Origin of the sequence: Microcoleus asticus IPMA8, from assembly GCF_013179805.1 — a bacterium.
Classification (GTDB): domain Bacteria; phylum Cyanobacteriota; class Cyanobacteriia; order Cyanobacteriales; family Microcoleaceae; genus Microcoleus; species Microcoleus asticus.
Map to the genome: position 1 here is coordinate 50559 of NZ_SRRZ01000001.1, position 18534 is coordinate 69092.

The following is an 18534-nucleotide window of genomic DNA, read 5'->3' on the forward strand; positions in this document are numbered from 1 at the left end:
ACGCGAGTTTAGCTAAGTTTTTGGGGATTTTCAGCCCCTCTCTACATCGGGGAGGGTATTTTTATGCTCCGTGGAAATCGCATTTTTCAGCACGATTTTTATTTCACAGGAGTACGAGCCGCAGAGTACGGAGCGAGATATAGAGGCTTTGCTGTGGGGGACGATCGCACTCCTAAAAAACGCTGTGTACAAAATCGGGATGCTTCTGTTTGAGATGGGCATTTTTTTTTGACTGTTAGCCTTAAAATTAAACTAATTCAGGACTGAGGCATCGATCGCATATTTCTGTCATTGTTCGCGATGCACATTAGCCGCAGCCGGAGCGTGAAAGCGTTCGTGGCCTCAAATCCGATAATTGTTAATCTAAATCCTCTGATTCAAAATCGGTATAAATTGTGGATGAAATGCTGGAAAGAGCTTGGACACTCAAGCAAAATTTAATTGACTTTGTGCTGGATGCTGAGGGAGAGTTAGCCGTAGCTTTGGAAGCTTTTGTGGCTGCTCGATCGACCGGCGAGCGCTACGACATTGCTCAGCAAAATCAAGTGATTGACAGTTTTACAGTTGAAGGTAAAGTCGGGGAGAAAAAGCCGATCGACCTATTTGTCGAAAGTCAGCCGGATTTAACCCAGAGCGATCGCAGCTTGCTAGAAAGTTGGCGCCACAGAAGCTTCACCGGCTTATTTGAAATCACTCAGCTTTCCCCCGACAGCTTTGAACTGATGAACTGGCTGACGGCGAAGCACTACGCTGTTAAGCCCAACAGCACTAATTTCCTGCAAGAAATGTCTCGCTTTAAGTTAGGAGAAATCTTGCGGGCTCGGATCGCTCCTCTCACCGATGACTGGTGGATACTCTCAGGCCCTCCGATACCGATGGGGAAATTGGGCAAGCCGAAGTTGGCGGTGGCGATCGGCAATTTCAAGCAAAATCACAAAAATAATTTGTACAGCGATGCGCCGGAATTGTTAGAGCAAGCTTGGGAGTCGGTAGAAAAGTACCACGAAGATTTTACCGAATTTTTTGGCAGCGAGGAAGTAACGCTATCGGGATACCACCTGAATAAACAGTTGGCTGAATTTCAGGAATTTATCACTAAAAAACGCCTAGCTGATATCGGCGTTGATGGAAGTAAATCTCTGGCGGATATCGTTGAAGATGCCGGAGTCGATCGAGAAGAAGTCAAAGCAGCCGCCATCGCCGCAGCAGGTGCAGACGCTAACGCAGTTGAGGTAATGCTCGACAGCAATGCTAGTTCAAAAATGGTAATGCCGAAAGTCGAATTGCCCGATCGCTTCAAGAAAGCCGAACAGGTGACAGCACTTTCTCACCCTCGCTGGGGACAAACCTTTTTGTCTACTTACGCTCAATTTACTGCAATGCTATCAGCCGAAGACTTTTCAACCGTTCCCGGTTACGAGAAGCTGGTTCGCAACTATCTAGAAGATCCTGCAATTAATGTCTGGATTTGGCAACGGTTAGCTAAAGTTAATCCAGCGAAATTAGAACAAATTTTGCAAACTGTATTGCAACGCCCAGACTTTCAGCTCGATCGCGATTTAGATGCCCTGCTGCAAGAGTTTAAAAAACCCTTAGAACCCGAACTCCCGGAAATTGCCAGCGTTCCCCTGCACCTGCACAACTTATTTCAGGAAGCTTTAGGTGAAGTTAATAAGTCAAAGTCCAAACCGCCGGAGAAAAAGAAAAGCTCTAAAGGCTTTAAATCCTGAGCAATTAAGTTCGTGGCATACTCCTACACGCTATTCTATCGCCTACAGTGTAGACAGCTCACCAACTCCACCTAATGCTATGCGCTAACGCGCCCGCTTCGCCAACTGATACTCACTGAGATTTCCGCAACCAAAGGAAGGCAGGAACAGAATGACAATTTCAAGTACGAGTGCGATCGACCCTAGCCATTTTGGGCGCGTTAGTCTGCCTCTCTAACATCATAAAAAATTAAACAAGCTCACAGCTAACTGTGAGCTGATTGCCCGGTAATATAACTCAATTAGCTTTGCAGTCAGGACTTTAGTTTTTCTTCACCGCGATCGAAAGAACTGAAGTCCTTACTACAAACGCCTTTTTTTTAATCTTCAACTCGTCGGACAGCCATGCGTTGCAGCGGCAGGCTGAGTATGCTAGAAGCAGTCAACAAGTAAGAAAGAACCGTAGTCAGCTTCAAACTAAGCAATAACCAGCTATCTTCTGGTAGGTGAAGTTTCAGCCCGAAAAAAGAGATGCAGTACACTATCCAGTAAGTAAAGCTCATCTTGATTAGGATTTCCTCGCTCAAAGTGCGATCGTCCGTTGGCTGCGAGTTGCGATTATCACCCAGCAGGACTAGACCCGCAATAGAAGCCACAAAAGAAACCATAACGACATAGTCATGCCAGTTAAGCTCAACCATTTCTAAACTCCGCTTTTATCCGAATTTTTGGAATCAGACATCAGTCTAAAGGATAAGTTTTCCCGCTCAAAGCAATAGTTACAAATTGAAACAGCCGCAGTTACAAATCTCAATGAAAATTTACCGCAACCGCCAGCCACAAGCTCGTTTAGTCAGCCGCAAAGGACAATTCTCCTTAAATATTGTCAAGTTGGGAGTACCTCGCCTGCATTTTGCCGACCTCTACCACAGGCTGCTAATTCTTTCTTGGCCGCGATTTTTCATACTCATTTGTCTGTCGTATACAGTCACGAATTCTTTATTTGCCTTAGCTTACTTGGCGGGAGGAGATTGCATTGCTAACGCGCGACCGGGTTCTTTCAAAGATGCCTTTTATTTCAGCGTGCAAACAATGGCGACGATCGGCTACGGCGCTATGTATCCGCGCAATGATTACGCTAATACTATAGTCGCGATCCAAGCGCTTTTTGCTTTGTGGGGAGTGGCAATGGTGACGGGACTGGCTTTTGCTAGATTTTCCCGACCAACAGCCAGAGTTATCTTCAGCCGCGTAGCTGTAATCGCTCCTTTCAACGGCGTTCCGACTCTGATGTACCGCACGGCAAATCAGCGTTTCAACCAAATTTTAGAAGCGCAGCAGCGAGCTACTTTGATCCGCGACGAGGTAACATCGGAAGGAGAATTTATGCGGCGTTTTTACGATTTGCAATTGATGCGGAGTCACTCTCCGATTTTTGCATTAACTTGGACGGTTATGCACCCAATTGACGAGAGCAGTCCTTTGTACCAACTTACTGCCAAAGACTTGATGGAACAGCAAGCGGAAATTGTAATTACGTTAACAGGAATTGACGAAACAGTTTCGCAAACTATTCACGCGCGACATTCTTTTGTGGCGTCGGAAATTCTGTGGAATATGCGGTTTGTAGATATTATTTTGAAATCGGCGACGGGAGGGCGGGTGGTTGATTATACTCGGTTTCACGATGTGAAGCCTGTTTAATGAAAGTTTTGATTTAGCCACCAGTGCTAGAATACCTGTATGGCAAAAAAAAGTTAATATTTATGAACTCAATAACTGCAAATACGACACTGAAAGAATTGCAACCGCAACTCTTAGCTTTAACTCCCGAAGAGAAGGCTCAAGCTATAGAATTACTAGCCCAAAGTTTAAGAAAATTTTGGTCGGGAATTCAAAAGACTCCCGGCGTGTGCGGCGGCGATGCTTGCATCAGACAAACGCGAATTCCTGTTTGGGTGCTGGTGAATGCTCGCCGTTTAGGTATTTCTGAAGCTGAACTCCTAGAAGACTATCCGACTCTGCGTGCCGCTGATTTGGCGAATGCTTGGGCTTATGCTGAGGCATATTCTGATGAGATTGAAATAGCAATTCAAGACAATGAGGAAGATTGAAAAGTGGCGCGTTTCTATGCAGATGAACAATTTCCGAAGCGGGTTGTGGAATGGTTGAGGACTTTGGGTCACGATGTCCTTACCGTACAGGAAGCAGGAAATGCTAATCAAAAAATTCCTGATGAAGAAGTGTTAGCTTTTGCAGTGAGTATTGACCGCGCTATTTTAACGCTCAATCGCCGTCATTTTATCAGGCTGCATACATTAGAACAAGACCATGCTGGTATCATTGTTTGTAAAGATGATTCAAATAGGGAACAGTTGGCTTTACGCATTAATGAAGCTATTGCTAATCGAGAATCAGCGATAAGTTTACTGATTCGAGTTAACCGTCCTTCGGAGTGAGTAGAAATGATAGAATACCTTGGGTATGGAATTCAAAAGACTCCCGGTGTCATGGGTGGTGCCGCCTGTATCCGAAAAACGCGGATTCCTGTTTGGCTGTTAATAAGCTATCGCCGTCAAGATGCCACCGATGCTCATATTTTAGAAGGTCATCCCGATCTCTGTGCCGCAGATTTGGTGAATGCTTTTAGTTATGCTGAGGCATTTCCTGATGAGATTGAAACAGCAATTCAAGAAAATGAGGAAGATTAAAAAGTTACAGGTTTCTATGAAAATAAACAAAATACTCCTCGTACTATGCGAATAATTCATACTGCTGACTGGCATTTAGGGCGACGTTTTCGAGGGATCGATCGCACTTCCGAAATTGCGATCGCCCTCGAACAAATTTTGAAGCAAGCAAAAGCCTTGGATGTCGATGCTGTGCTCGTTGCGGGCGACATTTTCGACGTGCCCAACCCTCCCGCTTACGCCGAACGCATTGCTTATAACTTTTTCTGCGAACTCCAAGCGGCAGGAATTCCCGCAATTGCGATCGCCGGTAATCACGATTCGGCATCCCGCATCGACAGCATCGCGCAATTGCTTTCCCTCGCCGGTGTTCGCGCTTTAGGCAAACCCAGGCGATCGGCAGACGGCGGCACGATTACTCTCAATACAAAAAGCGGTAAACTTTGTGTGGGAGCAATGCCTTTTGCTTCCGAACAAAGACTGTTAGATGCTAATTCTCTGTGGCAGTCGGGCGATGCCGATCGCCGCAAAGATTACCGCGAAATAGTAGCATATTTACTCGAAGATTTAACCAGGGATTTTAGAGACAATACTGTCAATATTCTGATGGGACACATGAGCATTGACGGCGCTCGATTGGCAAAATCCGAAGTCGCTTATTACACGCGAGAAAAATACCTGCTGTCATCGCAAACTCTTCCCCCAGAAGCTCAGTATGTTGCCCTCGGGCACATCCACATTCACCAGCGTATTTCTGAGACTTCTCCGGCTTATTATTCGGGTTCTTTGATTCAGTTAGATTTTGGAGAAGCGGAACAGGAAAAAGGATTTTGCTTGATTGAAGTTGAGCCGGGAAGTCAGGCAAAAGTGGAATTTAAGCCTGTGACTTGCCACAAGCCGTTAAAAGTGCTTAAATGTCATAACGACAATCTTGATGAAACTTTACAAGCTCATCAGTATCATCCGGGTTTCTTGAAAGTAATTGTCGAACTGGACAGTCCGCAAATCGGACTTGCCGATCGAGTGCGCCAAATTTGTTCTCAAGCGCTGTTAATTGAACCGCGCTATCCAGATGCAGCGCTAGAAGCAACAGAAATAACTAATATCGATCCCAATAATTTCGATCCGGCAGTAGAGTTTTGCAACTATTATCAAAACCGATTGGGAACGACACCGAAACCGGAAGTATTGGAGGAATTTAAAAATTTGTACAAGAAGTTTAAGGAAACAGTTAACAATTAAATACTCTTGTCTCCGCCTTCTTTTAACAGGTTCTCAGGCTCGGTCTGGGAACCAATATCCAGAGGCGATGCCTCGCGCTTAAATAGGAAAATTGGAGGCAGAGCCTCCGAATCTGTGTTACCAGGCAGAGCCTGGTAAAAAGTAATAGAAAGCCCAAATCCAAAATCTAAAATATAAAATTAATATGCGTCCACTAGAACTTATTCTCGAAGGATTTACCAGCTTCCGCCAGGAACAGCGTTTAGATTTTTCTCAACTTGATTTGTTTGCAATTACTGGTGCTACAGGGGCGGGCAAATCTTCACTGCTAGATGCCATGACTTACGCTCTTTTTGGCACGACAACTCGCAGCGGTAAACAAGTTAGTGATTTGGCAAGTCAAGGCAGCGAAAATTTAAAAGTGCAGTTGCGTTTTTCTGTGGGTTCGGCACAGTATCGGGTGACCAGAAGGTGGCGTTTTCGTCCGAAATCTCCCGAAAATAAGGTGATTTTGGACCACTGGCAAAATGGCGAATGGGAAACTTTGGGGACGAGTATCGTTGCTGTTCAAAATACGATCGAACAGATTTTAGGAATGGATTTTGATACTTTTACGCGAGCAATTGTTCTGCCTCAAGGCAAGTTTGATGAGTTTATTAAAGGGGATACTTCAAAACGCAGGGAAATTTTGCGGCAGCTAGCGGGATTTGAGATTTTTGAGCAGATGCGGAAGGAAACAAATGAACTCGCAAAGTTGCTGAAACAGGAACGGGAAATGGTGGAAAGGCAGTTAGCTGAGTTGAGTGCGCCGACGGCGGATGAGGTGGCTGAAAGACGATCGCAACTTTTGATTTTAGAGCAGCAGTTGCCTGAGTTCGATCGCGCTGTGATGAAAGCTCAGAAGGATCTAGATGAAGAGGAACAGCTATTTTCGCAAATCGCTCGCTGGCAAGAGCTGCAACAAGAACTGGCTAAATTAAATGCTAATTCTGCTGAGATAAAAATTTTAGCACAGCGTTTAGAAAGAGCGCAAGCTGCCAATCATTTACAAGGAGATTGGGCTTTAGTGCGATCGGCTCGCAGTCAGTATGAAACTGCCGAAAGTGCCTCGGTGGCAGCGCGAAAGCTGTTAATTAAAGCTCGTTCAGAGCTAGCAGTAGAGCAGCAGAAATTTGACGAGGCAAAAGCCAAAGAAAAGGCATTAGCGCCACAAATTAAGGCTCGCGAAGATGCTCTAGCTGCTGCGAAAGTATATGAAGAACAGCGCACTCAATTAGAAAAAGAAGTTGCGCTAGCCCAAAAAATTCAACAAGAAAAACTCCGCTTTTTTCAAGCAGCAGATAAAGAACTGCAAGCTGCTAACACTAAAATTCAAGGTGCGGGTTTTCGAGTGACTCAAACAGCCGCACAGCTCGAACAGTATTCGCTGGGAGGAAAGCGTTTAGAGCAATTGCAGCAAATTGCACCCTTATTGATGGAATTTCAGCTAGTTGCCAAGCAGGGAAAAGCTCAGGAGAAATTGTTGGATAAATCTATCGCAGAGAAGGAAAAGGCTCAACAGAATTATGTGGAGGTTGCCACTAATTTAGAAGCAGCCGAAATCAGGCTAAAAGAGTGCAGCCGCGAGTTAGAAACGGCGGAAACCGCTAATGCGGAAGCGGCACGTTTAGAGAGTGTTGCTGCTGTCAGAATGTCGCTGAATTCTGGCGATACTTGCCCGGTGTGCGGGGGGGTGCATCCTGAGAGCGATCGCCTGCCTCCTTTGCCTAATTCTAATATTGTCGCTCTCACTGGTTTGCGGCAGAAACTTGCGGCGGCAAATCAGGCTTTTCAAGCTGCTCAAAGGTTGGAGGCTGAGGGAAAAAGCGCAGTTTCAGCCTGCCTGCAAAAAGAGTCGGAAATTGCTCAAATGTTGGAATTAACCGCGAATAGAGTTGCCGAATTGCAGCAGCAAATCGCTCAAATTCTGGAAACTCCTCAGTGGGAAAGCTTGGGGTTGCAGCAGGAGTTGGCAATCCTTAAAGAGAGCGATCGCAAATACCGCGAAACCGAGCAGCAGTTCCAAATGGCATCATTGGAATATGATAATTGTCAGCAAATATTTAATTTTGCAGCGGCGACTCAAGCAGCTAAACAGCAAGAATATCAAGATGCGATCGCCGAATCCGACCGCCGGCAGCAGCAGTTGCAAAGTTGTGTAAATGCGCTTTATCAAATTACCGAATATCAACCTTATCCTAATTTAGCAAAAGCCTTAGAAGAAGATAAGAAAAACTTGACTAATCTGCTGAAAGTTGCCGAAAAATCCTATCAAACTGCTCAAAATACGGTTATTCAAGCAGCAGAGAGAGAACAACAAGCTGGAGAGGTTTTTGGACAAGCCCAGGCCCATAAACAGCAACTAAACCTGGATTGGTCAGAAAAATTAACAGCGGCTGATTTCACAGAAGAGACATTTTTAGCAGCGGTTGCGACTGTTCAGGAACAATCGCAATGGGAAAATGCTATTCGTTCTCACCGCGAATCAAAAATTCAGTTAGAGACGCGGGCGAAAGATTTGAGCGAGGCGATCGCAGGCAGAACTACCGATGAGAATAATTTAGCACAAGTGCGATCGGCAAAACATACTGCCCAAGAAAACCTCAAACAAGCCAACAACAACCGCGCCGAACTTTTAGCTTGGATTCAAGTAGCAGCTCAAAATCTCGAACAAGCCGAAAGACTGTCACAGCAAATCACAAATTTCACAGAACAAGAGCAAACTTATCACACCTTAGCGCAGAATCTCAAATCCAACGAATTTCAATCGTACATTTTAGAACATTTAGAAGCAGAATTAGTCGGCAGTGCCACATTAATTTTGCAAGAATTAACCGAAAATCGCTATAAACTAAGAAACCAAGACGGCGAATACTGGGTAGCAGATAATTGGAACGGCGGCGAAGCTAGACGAGTACGCACTCTTTCCGGCGGTGAAACCTTTGCCACTTCCTTATCAATGGCTTTAGCTTTGTCAGAAAAACTGTCTCAAGGAGCTCACTTGGGCAGCTTGTTTCTCGATGAAGGATTTGGCACTTTAGATACTGAAACTCTCGAAAGCGTTACTCAAATTTTAGAATCTTTGCGGCAGCGAGAAAGGCTCATTGGAGTGATTACCCACGTTAGAGAATTGGGGGAAAGATTGCCCGCACAAGTTAAAGTGTTTAAGTCGCCGCAAGGTTCTAAAATAGAATTACATAGATCCTGAAGTGGAGAGGCGCTTCCCTGAAATAGTAAACTTGCTTAAGGACGTACATTATCACTAAACCTGCTCCTACAATTACCTATAATATATGATAAAAAATCACGCGACTCGAATGCAATCGGTACAGTCGCCCATAATTCCAGTAGTTGGCGAACTGATTCGCCAAAATCCGGGAACGATATCTTTAGGACAAGGCGTAGTTTACTACAATCCGCCACAAGAATCATTTGATAAAATTCCAGAATTCTTCGCCAATTCCGACAATCACAAATACAAAGCTGTCGAAGGAATTCCACAATTACATGATGCTATCGCAGCCAAACTCAAAACAGATAACGACATAGAAATTAATAGCAAAAACTGCATTGTCGTTACCGCCGGCAGCAACATGGGATTTACCAACGCCCTTCTCGCTATTACTTCGGCTGGGGACGAAGTGATTATCCAATCACCTTATTACTTCAACCACGAAATGGCGGCAATTATGGCAAATTGCCGACCAGTGATAGTAGAAACCGACGCCAACTATCAACTTAATATCGATGCTATAAAAAAAGCAATTACCGACAAAACGCGAGCCATCGTCACCATTTCACCAAATAATCCCACTGGTGTTGTTTATTCAGCCGAAGCACTCCGGGAAGTTAACGAAATTTGTCGCCAGCACAACATCTATCACATCAGCGATGAAGCTTACGAATATTTTACTTATAACGGTGTCAAGCACTGTTCGCCCGCCGCTTTTCCCCACAGCAGCGAACATACAATTTCTCTATTTAGCCTATCCAAAGCCTACGGTTTTGCGAGTTGGCGGATCGGGTATATGGTAATCCCAGAACACTTGCTCGTTTCAGTGAGAAAAATTCAAGATACAATCTTAATTTGTCCCCCGGTAATTTCTCAGTATGCAGCCCTGGGAGCCTTGCAAATTGGTAGAGGTTACTGCGATAATTATGTAAGGGCGATCGCATCCGTGCGACAACTCGTATTAGACGAACTCAATACCATCCAAAACTTGTGTACAATTTCCCCAGCTTGCGGAGCATTCTACTTTTTCTTGAAAGTTGATACTGACCTCGATACAATGGAATTAGTGGAACAATTAATTCGCGAATATCACGTAGCAGTGCTTCCGGGTACAACCTTCGGCATGGATAGCGGCTGCTATTTGCGCGTTGCTTACGGTGCTTTGGAGAAAGCAACCGCCACCGCAGGTATTAGGAGATTAGTTAAAGGTTTGAAGACAATTTTAAACAAGTAAAATAGGAAAATTAAAAATGGTTTCCACTAACTTGAAAGCAAATACAAATATTCAAGATACCTCCGCTGCTAAACTGGCAGACTTGCGCGATTTGATGGCAGATTACGACTTAGATTGCTATTTCATCCCAGCGGTTGACGAACATTTAAATTTATCAGTTCCAGCAGCCAAGCAGCGACGAGCTTGGATTTGCGGTTTTACGGGTTCCGCCGGGGATTTGTTGGTTGGCAAAGATTCCGCTTGGTTGTTTGTGGATTCCCGCTATTACGAACAAGCGGAATTGCAAGTAGATCCTGGAATTATTCAAATATCGAAACTTGGGTTAGAAGGAAATTTAACCTTAATTGAAACTTTAGAAAAACTGGCTGTAGAATCGGCTGAAAAATCAACTAAAATTCGCCTGGGCTTTGACCCATTTACCGTAGCGACAGAGCTATATCAAAATTGGGTAAAAAAATTTGCAACTGCGGAGATTGAACTCATACCAATCCCGGAGAATTTGACAGACAAAGTGCGATCGCAAAATCATTGGAAAACAGCAGAGACGTTACCCGCGATTGATGCAGATCCCATATTTAGCTTACCTGTATCCCTGACAGGAGAAACCGCGGCAGAAAAATTAGCCAGAGTCAGGGAAGCGATGCAAAAAGCCAACATCGATGTGCTGCCGATTACCAACCTGAATCAAATAGCGTGGCTGTTCAATCTCCGAGGTTCGGATATTCCCCACATTCCCATTTTCATATCCTATGCCATTGTCACCACAGATTCAGCGTTTTTGTTTACAAATCCCGAACGAATTTCACCAGAAATCAAGCAAGAATTGCGGGCGGATCTAACTTTGCTTCCCTACGCAGACTATCCGCATACCTTAGAAAGTTGCGTAAATTTGCCAAATAAAATTCGGGTACTTTTAGATCCGAAACACAGCACAGCAGGCACTTACCAGTTAATCTTAAACCAGCAAGAAGCCCAGTTCTACAACATCGAAATAGTTTTTGAGAGTCATCCGGTGGAAGGGATGAAAGCTCGCAAAAATCCCGTAGAAATCGAGCAGATGAAATCAGCTAATTTCAAAGCAAGTCGAGCGAAAACTTTGACTTTAAAGTGGTTGACAGAACAGCTAGAAAATGGTAATGTATTGACCGAGTTTGATGTCAAAGAAACCATCGAAAATTTTTACCAGCAAGAAACTGATTTTCAGACTTTAACTTTTAGAACGATCGCCGGTGCGGGAGCCAATAGCTCGATCGTACATTACGGAACCCCCAGCCCTGAAATAACCTTAAAACCGGGGGAACTGCTGTTATTGGACTCAGGCGCGCAATATTTAGCAGGCACAACCGACGATACGAGAACAGTAAGTATCGGAGAACCGACGGCGCTACAAATAGAACACTACACCACAGTTTTAATCGCCCACATCAACTGTGCAATGCAGCAATTCCCCAAAGGAACAACGGGAGTGCAATTAGATGCGATCGCCCGTGCGGTATTATGGCAACAACAGCTAGACTACGGACATGGCACAGGGCACGGAGTCGGCGCATTTTTAGCCGGTCACGAAGGCCCAAACGGCATCAGCAAATCTGTCCAGTATCCCCTAGAAGCCGGAATGGTAACTAGCATCGAACCGGGATATTACGAACCGGGATGGGGCGGAATTCGCATCGAAAATCTCTATGTTGTCAGGGAAATGCCCTCCAAAAACGGTACGGTTTGGTACGGATTTGAATCGCTGACGTATATTCCGTTTGAGCGCAAATTAATAAATGTCGATCGGCTGTCAAAGACTCAACTAGCATGGTTGAATAATTATCACGCTTCGGTAGTCGAGAAACTGGAGCCCGTACTTGATGCGGCAACAGTTGAATGGTTGAAAAAAGCCTGCGCTGCGTTAGGTTAAGCCTTGTAATTGGTCGCACATTTAACTTGTGCACCTATTTTTATTAAAACTATTGTGGAGTGGGCTTCTAGCCCGCTCCAAAGGTACAAAATAGCATATATCAGATAGGGACACGGCAGTGCCGTGTCCCTACTGTATTTAATCCGATATTTAATCCGGGTGAAAACTGCTATAAAGCTGGTGACAAGACTCGAACTTGCGACAGGCTGATTACAAATCAGCTACTCTACCAACTGAGTTACACCAGCAGTGAAACTTAATATAGCAAACTTATAGTCATCTGCGCAACCCCCCCAGCCAATTTTTTTTTCAAATTCGCCCAAAAGCCCTCGGGGCAAGGGAAAAACCGGAATTGTCTGCCCACAGCCCACTGCCAATTAACTAATCGCACCGCCAAATCTTAATCGTCTGATCCGCACTGCCGCTGGCGAGCAAATTGCCCGAAGGTGCGATCGCCACCGAGTACACCGTACCCGAATGTCCCTTAAGAGCGCTCAACAGCTCCCCGGTCTGCAAATTCCAAATATTAATCGTATTATCATCGCACCCGCTAGCTAAAGTCAAACCGTCCCGACTGATAGCAACCGAATCGCCCCGACTCACATAATTCTGCAAAATATGCAGGGCCTCATTCATTCCTAAATTCGTGACACCCTTCCCCCTCCCTGAATTAGTATTTAAAATCCGCAACAAACTGCCCGTCTGCAAATTCCGCAGCTTAATCGTATAATCATTGCTGACGCTAGCAAGAATCTGACCGTCCGGGGCGATCGCCACAGAATTCACCCCCACATTCAACCCCGAAAGAGTCCGCAGCAACTTGCCGCTTTCCACATCCCAAACCTTGCTTGTCGCATCCGAACTGCCACTCGCCAATATTTTACCGTCCGGGCTAAAAACCACCGCATTCACATTGTCAGAATGACCCCTCAAAGTCCGCAGCAACTCACCAGTCCGCAAATTCCAAAGCTTAATCGTATTATCAGCCCCGCCGCAGCTAGCAATTACCTGCCGCTTCGGGTTAATCGCGACCGAATTCACCTCCATAGAATGTCCAGGAAAAGTACACAGCAAATCACCGCTATGCAAATTCCAAAACTTAATGGTTTCGTCCGAACTGCCGCTGACCAACATTTTTCCGTCATAGCTAATAGCAACCGAATTTACGCGATCGGAATGTCCCGTCAGAGTGCCAATTAATTCCGCTGTTTCTAAACTCCAAATCTTAATAGTTTTATCCCAACTGCCGCTAGCGAGAATTTTGCCGTCAGGACTAATCGCCAGAGAATTCACAAACGATGAATGTCCAGGCAGCGTGTATACGCACCGCCATTTCAGATTTGTTAATTTGTGAGCTAATTCCTTCGCCCGCTTAGATGCCTCCTCAACTGCCTGTCTGCGTTTGAGTTCAGCCTCCTCCAAACGCTGGCGTTCCGCCCTAGCTTTCGCCTCTCTAAGCGTCAGCCGCCGCATCTCTCCCTTATAAACTATTCGCTGCTGCTCCTGAATTTCTTTAAGAGTTTCAATATACGGTAGGGCCCAATCTTTAGAAAACCATTCGTGAGCAAATTCCGCCTCTAATTTAAATAGCTGAGGTTCGTGAGTAAAATCGATATTTAAATAATACAAATCAGCTAAAAAACCCGCCAATAACTTGTGGATTGTCACAATTATTTGCCGAATAATCCGCAGGCTCACTTTTCTATCTTTGCCCTCCGCCTCCAACTGGAGATAAACCTCTTCCCAATTCCAAGGCTGCATCGCCACTAAAGAAACGCTCTGATTTATGATCCCCCAAAAACCGACATGAAAATTAACTTCATAATCGCTGATATCGCTGTACAGTATAGCTGTAGGTACGGGAGACAAAACACTCTGCAACCGCTCCACATCAATATCAGAGATCGGCTTTTTGAAATAGTCTCCGTAAAACTGAACCGGAGACAAATCTCCGTGCTGGGGGTAGTGCTGGTTTAAAAAAGCTCTCAACTTAGCAGGCAGCTCGATATTCAGATTGTGGCGAAACGAATCCGGGCAATCTTGGCTAATTTTTGCCGGAGCAACTAACAGCAGCAATCGGTGCTGCTGCTGCTGCAAAATCTGTTCGGTTTCCTGCCTGCTCAAATTAGAAAACCAGTTGTCTCTGTCCCAAATAGTTTGAATTTCGCTCAGCTTAACTCGAATTGCTTCTGATTGAAACTCCCGCATTAAGTCGCGGCAAAGTCGGCTAATTGCCCGCTTATCTCTCAATTCTTGTGCCTTAATCCGATTAGCGCGTTCTTCCTTTACCCATTCTTCTGCGTCGGCGAGCGCGATTAATTCTTGTTCTCTGGCCTGCTGTCGCTGCAAATACCTGACTTGTGCTTTAATCCAGCGGGGGTCTTTTTTGATTTGCTGGTTCAAAGCTGAAGAACCAGACGGCTCAATTTCTGCATAGCGTTCGTTGACAGCGCTTGCTCCCAATCTTTCTCCCAATTCAGATGCTACAGGCTTCAACAGTTCAATTAGGGTGTCTGAGACGGGGCGGGGTAAGGACATACCAGTTAAAACTTTTTTTTAATTAAGGGCGATCGCGCGAGTCAGGCATATCCCCCTGAGGCGGAAACTCTTGGCAGGACTATTACATTTGGGCGATCGGCCGATTGTATCCGTAAGGCGTATCGTGCAGGCGTATCGTGCAGCCGCGCAAGTTTAGCACCTTAACTAAATAATATCTATATAGATGGTTTACATTTTACCGCGAATCTTACTCGAAAGCACCGAGGGAAAAGACTTCACGATATTCGATCGACCCTGAGTTCCCCCAATTTGTTTTTTTTGTTGCCATTTGACTCGCTCTTGTCTATAATCATACTTCACAACCATAATTACGGTATTCCTACCTAATAACCGTACTTTCACTAGAGGAATAAATATAATGAGTCCGTGGCAACGCCTAACTCAACACCTTCACTGGCCGCAACAGCCATCAGTCAGCACAAATCAATCATTAACTGGACTGAAAAGATTTGTGTCGCTATTTTTAGTGGGAATAACCTTAAGTCTGGCCGTTGCATCCTGCGGCCAGGGAACCACCAACAACCCCGCAGCCACTCCAGGCGGTGCTAGCCCAGCAGCCAACAAAGGCAACGTAGAATTAACCCTAGTATCATTCGCCGTCACTAAAGCCGCCCACGAAGCGATAATTCCCAAATTTGTGGAACAGTGGCAAAAAGAAAAAGGCCAAACTGTCACCTTCAACCAAAGCTACGGCGGTTCCGGTTCCCAAACTCGGGCAGTAATTGACGGTTTAGAAGCAGACATCGTACACTTAGCCCTCGCCCTCGACACCGCAAAAATCGAAAAAGCCGGACTCATTGAACCCGGGTGGGAAAAAGAAGTCCCCAACGAAGGCATAGTCAGCAAATCCGTAGGAGCAATAGTCACCCGCGAAGGCAATCCCAAAGGCATCAAAAGCTGGGAAGATTTAAGCAAAGACGGAGTAAAAGTGATTACTGCCGATCCCAAAACATCAGGCGTTGCACGCTGGAATTTCCTCGCACTTTGGGGCTCGGTTGTTAAAACCGGAGGAGACGAAGCCAAAGCATTAGACTTTACTAGCAAAGTCTACAAAAACGTCCCTATCCTGACTAAAGACGCCCGCGAAGCTACTGACGTATTTTTCAAACAAGGCCAAGGCGACGCCTTAATTAACTACGAAAACGAGATTCTTCTGGCTGGTCAGAAAGGTGAAAAACCGACTTATACTATTCCCGAAGTCAATGTTTCGATCGACAATCCCATTGCCATTGTCGATAAAAACGTTGATAAACACGGTACTCGCGAAGTCGCCGAAGCATTTGTCAAGTTTCTGTATACCCCAGAAGCTCAGCGAGAATTTGCCAAAGCAGGCTTCCGCCCAGTAGATGCAACAGTAGTGGCGGAACCAGAATTTGTCAAAAAATATGCCCCCATCACAACCCTATTTACAGCTCAAGACTTAGGAGGTTGGGGAGATATTCAGAAGAAATTCTTCGATGACGGAGCTGTTTTTGACAAAATCCAAGGTTCAATTAAACAGTAAAAAAACAGAATGCTCAGAGCCCCGACTTCCCCGAAGTTGTCGGGGCTCTAAAAAATTCACTATTCTTGACAACTCAAAACTATTAACTTATGGCTGTATCATCTCCAACCAGCAACCCTGAGTCTCCGATCGAAAATATCAAAAGGGCGATCGGCAAAATCACATTACCTTGGGGAATCACCCTAGGCTACCTCAGCTTAATGCTATTGCTCCCAGTTGCAGCAATGCTGCTGAAAGCCAGCACAGCAAACCCCGCCGAATTTTGGGCAATTGCCACCAGTCCGATCGCCCTTTCCGCCTACGATGTCACCTTCTTTACGGCATTAATTGCGGCATTAATTAACGGAGTATTCGGCACATTAATTGCCTGGGTATTAGTCCGCTACGACTTTCCCTTAAAACGGGTTGTCGATGCAGCAGTCGATTTACCTTTTGCACTGCCCACCTCCGTCGCCGGTTTAACTCTCGCCACAGTTTACAGCGATAACGGCTGGATCGGCGGGCTGTTTGCACCCTTGGGAATCAAGATCTCATTTACTCGCTTGGGCGTAGGAATAGCGATGATCTTTATTTCTTTGCCCTTTATCGTGCGGACTGTACAGCCAGTTTTAAACGAAATGGAAAAAGACATCGAAGAAGCAGCTTGGTGCTTGGGTGCTTCTCAATTTCAAACCTTCTGGCGAGTCGTTTTACCGCCGCTGTTCCCGTCTATTTTAACCGGCGTTGCCCTCGGATTTTCGCGAGCGGTTGGCGAGTATGGCTCTACGGTAATTGTAGCTTCTAACATTCCCTTCAAAGATTTAATCGCGCCCGTATTAATTTTTCAAAGATTGGAACAGTACGACTATGCAGGAGCAACAGTTATTGGCACTATCCTGTTAGGTATTTCGCTGACAATGCTGTTCGCAATTAATCTATTACAAGCATGGAGAAGACGCTATGACGGCTAATAATATCAATTCACCCGCTGATTACAAATTTCCGCCTGCGGGTTCTAGTCCGAGTCAGGAGAAAGCCTGGGTAAAACCAACTTTAATCGGAATTGCGAGCGGCTATCTTGCTCTCGTCTTATTTATCCCCATGCTCAACGTTTTTTACCAAGCGTTCAGAAAGGGAGTAGAGCCATTTCTTTCTAACTTAACATCGCCCGATTTTCTGCACGCCGCGCAACTTACCTTGGTGATTTCTCTGATAGTTGTGCCTGTAAATACAGTATTCGGTTTGTGCGCAGCCTGGGTAATTGGTCGCAATAAATTTCGGGGGCGCACGCTATTAATCAGCATTTTAGACGTGCCGTTTGCCATATCTCCCGTAGTTGCAGGTTTAATGATTGTACTGCTTTACGGTCGGGTGGGATGGTTCGGGCCGTGGCTGGAGGCGGCCAATATCAAGGTTATTTTTGCCTTCCCGGGAATGGTGCTGGCTACTGCTTTTGTTACCTTGCCTTTTGTGGCCCGCGAAGTGATTCCTGTTTTGGAGGAAGTGGGAACAGATCAAGAAGAAGCGGCGAAAACTTTGGGAGCAAATGACTGGCAAATTTTCTGGAATGTCACGCTTCCCAGTATTCGCTGGGGATTGCTTTACGGGGTAATTTTGACCAATGCTAGAGCAATGGGAGAATTTGGAGCAGTCTCTGTGGTATCGGGAAATATTGCTAAAAAAACGCAAACTTTACCTTTGTTTGTAGAGGATGCTTACAAGCAGTATGCGACGCAAGCCGCATTTTCAGCGGCGGTAATTCTAGGTTTTTTAGGAGTTATTACCCTTGTACTTAAGGAGATTTTAGAACGAAAAACTAGCATTAAAGAAGTTGAATAATAGTCATTAGTCTTTAGTCATTGGTTATTAGTCATTAGGGCGGTAGGTTCGCACGGTGCACCTCATCCCTGAAAACAGTAAACATTAGGAGGCTGAAATGTTAGCTCACAACTCTAGCGAAGCTGAATTTGAGGCGAGCGACGATTTTCACAAAACCCAAGAATCAGATATTCCCAAATCTGACAGTGGCGACAGCAGACCCACTCAAACCCGCATTCGCATTCGTGTGCCTAAAGAGTACCATCAGGAACCAGTCATTTCTCACCTGATTTCTGAATACGGTTTGACGGTTAATTTTAATGCTGCTTTCTTGGGTGTCAAAACTTTAGAGGACGGTTGGTTTGACTTGGAACTTAACGGTACCAGTAAACAGATTGAAACTGCTCTGATTTATCTCAATGATTTAGATGTGGAAATCTGGAGCAATTCCAATAAACCCGATGAAGAAACTTGGTAATTAGTCAGTCTTGGACGCAGAAACCGGGAAGAGGAGTTAAGATTCTGGACTGACACGCAGAATTTTAACTCCTCTTCCCGGTTTATTGAGTCTAAGAGTCTCCTGGAATTTTAGTGATGAGTCAGCTTTTATCAGTCATATCTATTCCTGTAAAATAACCGCGAT

The 18534-nt window shown here is 45.2% G+C and carries 16 protein-coding genes and 1 tRNA gene; 14 read left to right on the forward strand and 3 right to left on the reverse strand.

Annotated features, from left to right (window positions below; translation table 11 throughout):
- The first annotated feature begins 63 nt into the window (after positions 1-63).
- Both E5S67_RS00225 and E5S67_RS00230 read left to right on the forward strand, forming a co-directional pair.
- On the forward strand, positions 64-213 hold the full coding sequence (locus E5S67_RS00225) for a hypothetical protein (protein WP_172184320.1): 150 nt from the start codon (positions 64-66) through the stop codon (positions 211-213).
- A gap of 182 nt (positions 214-395) precedes the next feature.
- Positions 396-1730: a hypothetical protein gene (locus tag E5S67_RS00230; RefSeq protein ID WP_172184323.1), complete on the forward strand. Its 1335-nt coding sequence runs from the start codon at positions 396-398 to the stop codon at positions 1728-1730.
- A 359-nt stretch (positions 1731-2089) separates the two neighbouring features.
- Here the strand turns inward: E5S67_RS00230 and E5S67_RS00235 are convergent, their stop codons facing one another.
- On the reverse strand, positions 2090-2410 hold the full coding sequence (locus E5S67_RS00235; RefSeq protein WP_172184325.1) for a hypothetical protein: 321 nt from the start codon (positions 2408-2410) through the stop codon (positions 2090-2092).
- 112 nt (positions 2411-2522) lie between these two features.
- Here E5S67_RS00235 and E5S67_RS00240 point away from each other — a divergent pair, with 112 nt between their 5' ends.
- The 8 genes from E5S67_RS00240 (at position 2523) to E5S67_RS00275 (ending at position 12031) form a co-directional block, all read left to right on the forward strand.
- The gene (locus tag E5S67_RS00240) at positions 2523-3413 is read left to right on the forward strand and encodes an ion channel (RefSeq protein WP_172184328.1); all 891 of its coding nucleotides are present in this window, start codon (positions 2523-2525) and stop codon (positions 3411-3413) included.
- A 62-nt stretch (positions 3414-3475) separates the two neighbouring features.
- Positions 3476-3823, forward strand: a complete 348-nt coding sequence (locus E5S67_RS00245; protein WP_172184331.1) for a DUF433 domain-containing protein — start codon at positions 3476-3478, stop codon at positions 3821-3823.
- Between the two features lie 3 nt (positions 3824-3826).
- Positions 3827-4168 carry a DUF5615 family PIN-like protein gene (locus tag E5S67_RS00250; RefSeq protein WP_172184333.1) on the forward strand — a complete coding sequence of 114 codons (342 nt, stop codon included), beginning with the start codon at positions 3827-3829 and terminating at the stop codon, positions 4166-4168.
- Positions 4169-4174: 6 nt separating this feature from the next.
- Positions 4175-4420 (forward strand): DUF433 domain-containing protein, encoded by a 246-nt coding sequence (locus E5S67_RS00255; RefSeq protein ID WP_172184336.1) that lies wholly within the window; start codon positions 4175-4177, stop codon positions 4418-4420.
- 45 nt (positions 4421-4465) lie between these two features.
- Positions 4466-5641, forward strand: coding sequence for a metallophosphoesterase family protein (locus E5S67_RS00260; RefSeq protein WP_172184338.1), 1176 nt, complete (start codon positions 4466-4468; stop codon positions 5639-5641).
- Between the two features lie 184 nt (positions 5642-5825).
- Entirely contained in the window at positions 5826-8867 is a 3042-nt protein-coding gene (locus tag E5S67_RS00265) for an AAA family ATPase (protein WP_172184341.1), read from the forward strand.
- An 85-nt stretch (positions 8868-8952) separates the two neighbouring features.
- Positions 8953-10125 (forward strand): pyridoxal phosphate-dependent aminotransferase, encoded by a 1173-nt coding sequence (locus tag E5S67_RS00270; RefSeq protein ID WP_172184343.1) that lies wholly within the window; start codon positions 8953-8955, stop codon positions 10123-10125.
- Positions 10126-10141: 16 nt separating this feature from the next.
- The gene (locus tag E5S67_RS00275; RefSeq protein ID WP_172184345.1) at positions 10142-12031 is read left to right on the forward strand and encodes an aminopeptidase P family protein; all 1890 of its coding nucleotides are present in this window, start codon (positions 10142-10144) and stop codon (positions 12029-12031) included.
- 175 nt (positions 12032-12206) lie between these two features.
- Here the strand turns inward: E5S67_RS00275 and E5S67_RS00280 are convergent.
- A tRNA-Thr gene (locus E5S67_RS00280) sits at positions 12207-12279 on the reverse strand.
- 133 nt (positions 12280-12412) lie between these two features.
- On the reverse strand, positions 12413-14569 hold the full coding sequence (locus E5S67_RS00285; RefSeq protein WP_172184347.1) for a WD40 domain-containing protein: 2157 nt from the start codon (positions 14567-14569) through the stop codon (positions 12413-12415).
- A gap of 379 nt (positions 14570-14948) precedes the next feature.
- Here E5S67_RS00285 and E5S67_RS00290 point away from each other — a divergent pair, with 379 nt between their 5' ends.
- The 4 genes from E5S67_RS00290 (at position 14949) to E5S67_RS00305 (ending at position 18369) form a co-directional block, all read left to right on the forward strand.
- Entirely contained in the window at positions 14949-16094 is a 1146-nt protein-coding gene (locus E5S67_RS00290; RefSeq protein WP_172184349.1) for a sulfate ABC transporter substrate-binding protein, read from the forward strand.
- Between the two features lie 89 nt (positions 16095-16183).
- Positions 16184-17044, forward strand: coding sequence for a sulfate ABC transporter permease subunit CysT (gene cysT / locus E5S67_RS00295; RefSeq protein ID WP_172184350.1), 861 nt, complete (start codon positions 16184-16186; stop codon positions 17042-17044).
- Entirely contained in the window at positions 17034-17912 is an 879-nt protein-coding gene (gene cysW, locus E5S67_RS00300; protein ID WP_172184351.1) for a sulfate ABC transporter permease subunit CysW, read from the forward strand. The genes cysT and cysW overlap by 11 nt, the downstream gene beginning before the upstream one ends.
- 97 nt (positions 17913-18009) lie before the next feature.
- Positions 18010-18369 carry an NIL domain-containing protein gene (locus E5S67_RS00305; RefSeq protein WP_172184352.1) on the forward strand — a complete coding sequence of 120 codons (360 nt, stop codon included), beginning with the start codon at positions 18010-18012 and terminating at the stop codon, positions 18367-18369.
- Positions 18370-18534 lie beyond the last annotated feature (165 nt).

What these genes read in the sequence shown, in the direction of transcription:
- cysW (WP_172184351.1), top strand. Translation starts at nt 17,034, where the DNA reads ATGACGGCTAATAATATCAATTCACCCGCTGATTACAAATTTCCGCCT.
- E5S67_RS00260 (WP_172184338.1), top strand. Translation starts at nt 4,466, where the DNA reads ATGCGAATAATTCATACTGCTGACTGGCATTTAGGGCGACGTTTTCGA.
- E5S67_RS00270 (WP_172184343.1), top strand. Translation starts at nt 8,953, where the DNA reads ATGATAAAAAATCACGCGACTCGAATGCAATCGGTACAGTCGCCCATA.
- E5S67_RS00240 (WP_172184328.1), top strand. Translation starts at nt 2,523, where the DNA reads ATGAAAATTTACCGCAACCGCCAGCCACAAGCTCGTTTAGTCAGCCGC.
- E5S67_RS00265 (WP_172184341.1), top strand. Translation starts at nt 5,826, where the DNA reads ATGCGTCCACTAGAACTTATTCTCGAAGGATTTACCAGCTTCCGCCAG.
- E5S67_RS00245 (WP_172184331.1), top strand. Translation starts at nt 3,476, where the DNA reads ATGAACTCAATAACTGCAAATACGACACTGAAAGAATTGCAACCGCAA.
- E5S67_RS00255 (WP_172184336.1), top strand. Translation starts at nt 4,175, where the DNA reads ATGATAGAATACCTTGGGTATGGAATTCAAAAGACTCCCGGTGTCATG.
- E5S67_RS00290 (WP_172184349.1), top strand. Translation starts at nt 14,949, where the DNA reads ATGAGTCCGTGGCAACGCCTAACTCAACACCTTCACTGGCCGCAACAG.
- E5S67_RS00305 (WP_172184352.1), top strand. Translation starts at nt 18,010, where the DNA reads ATGTTAGCTCACAACTCTAGCGAAGCTGAATTTGAGGCGAGCGACGAT.
- E5S67_RS00225 (WP_172184320.1), top strand. Translation starts at nt 64, where the DNA reads ATGCTCCGTGGAAATCGCATTTTTCAGCACGATTTTTATTTCACAGGA.
- E5S67_RS00235 (WP_172184325.1), bottom strand. Translation starts at nt 2,410, where the DNA reads ATGGTTGAGCTTAACTGGCATGACTATGTCGTTATGGTTTCTTTTGTG.
- E5S67_RS00275 (WP_172184345.1), top strand. Translation starts at nt 10,142, where the DNA reads ATGGTTTCCACTAACTTGAAAGCAAATACAAATATTCAAGATACCTCC.
- cysT (WP_172184350.1), top strand. Translation starts at nt 16,184, where the DNA reads ATGGCTGTATCATCTCCAACCAGCAACCCTGAGTCTCCGATCGAAAAT.
- E5S67_RS00285 (WP_172184347.1), bottom strand. Translation starts at nt 14,569, where the DNA reads ATGTCCTTACCCCGCCCCGTCTCAGACACCCTAATTGAACTGTTGAAG.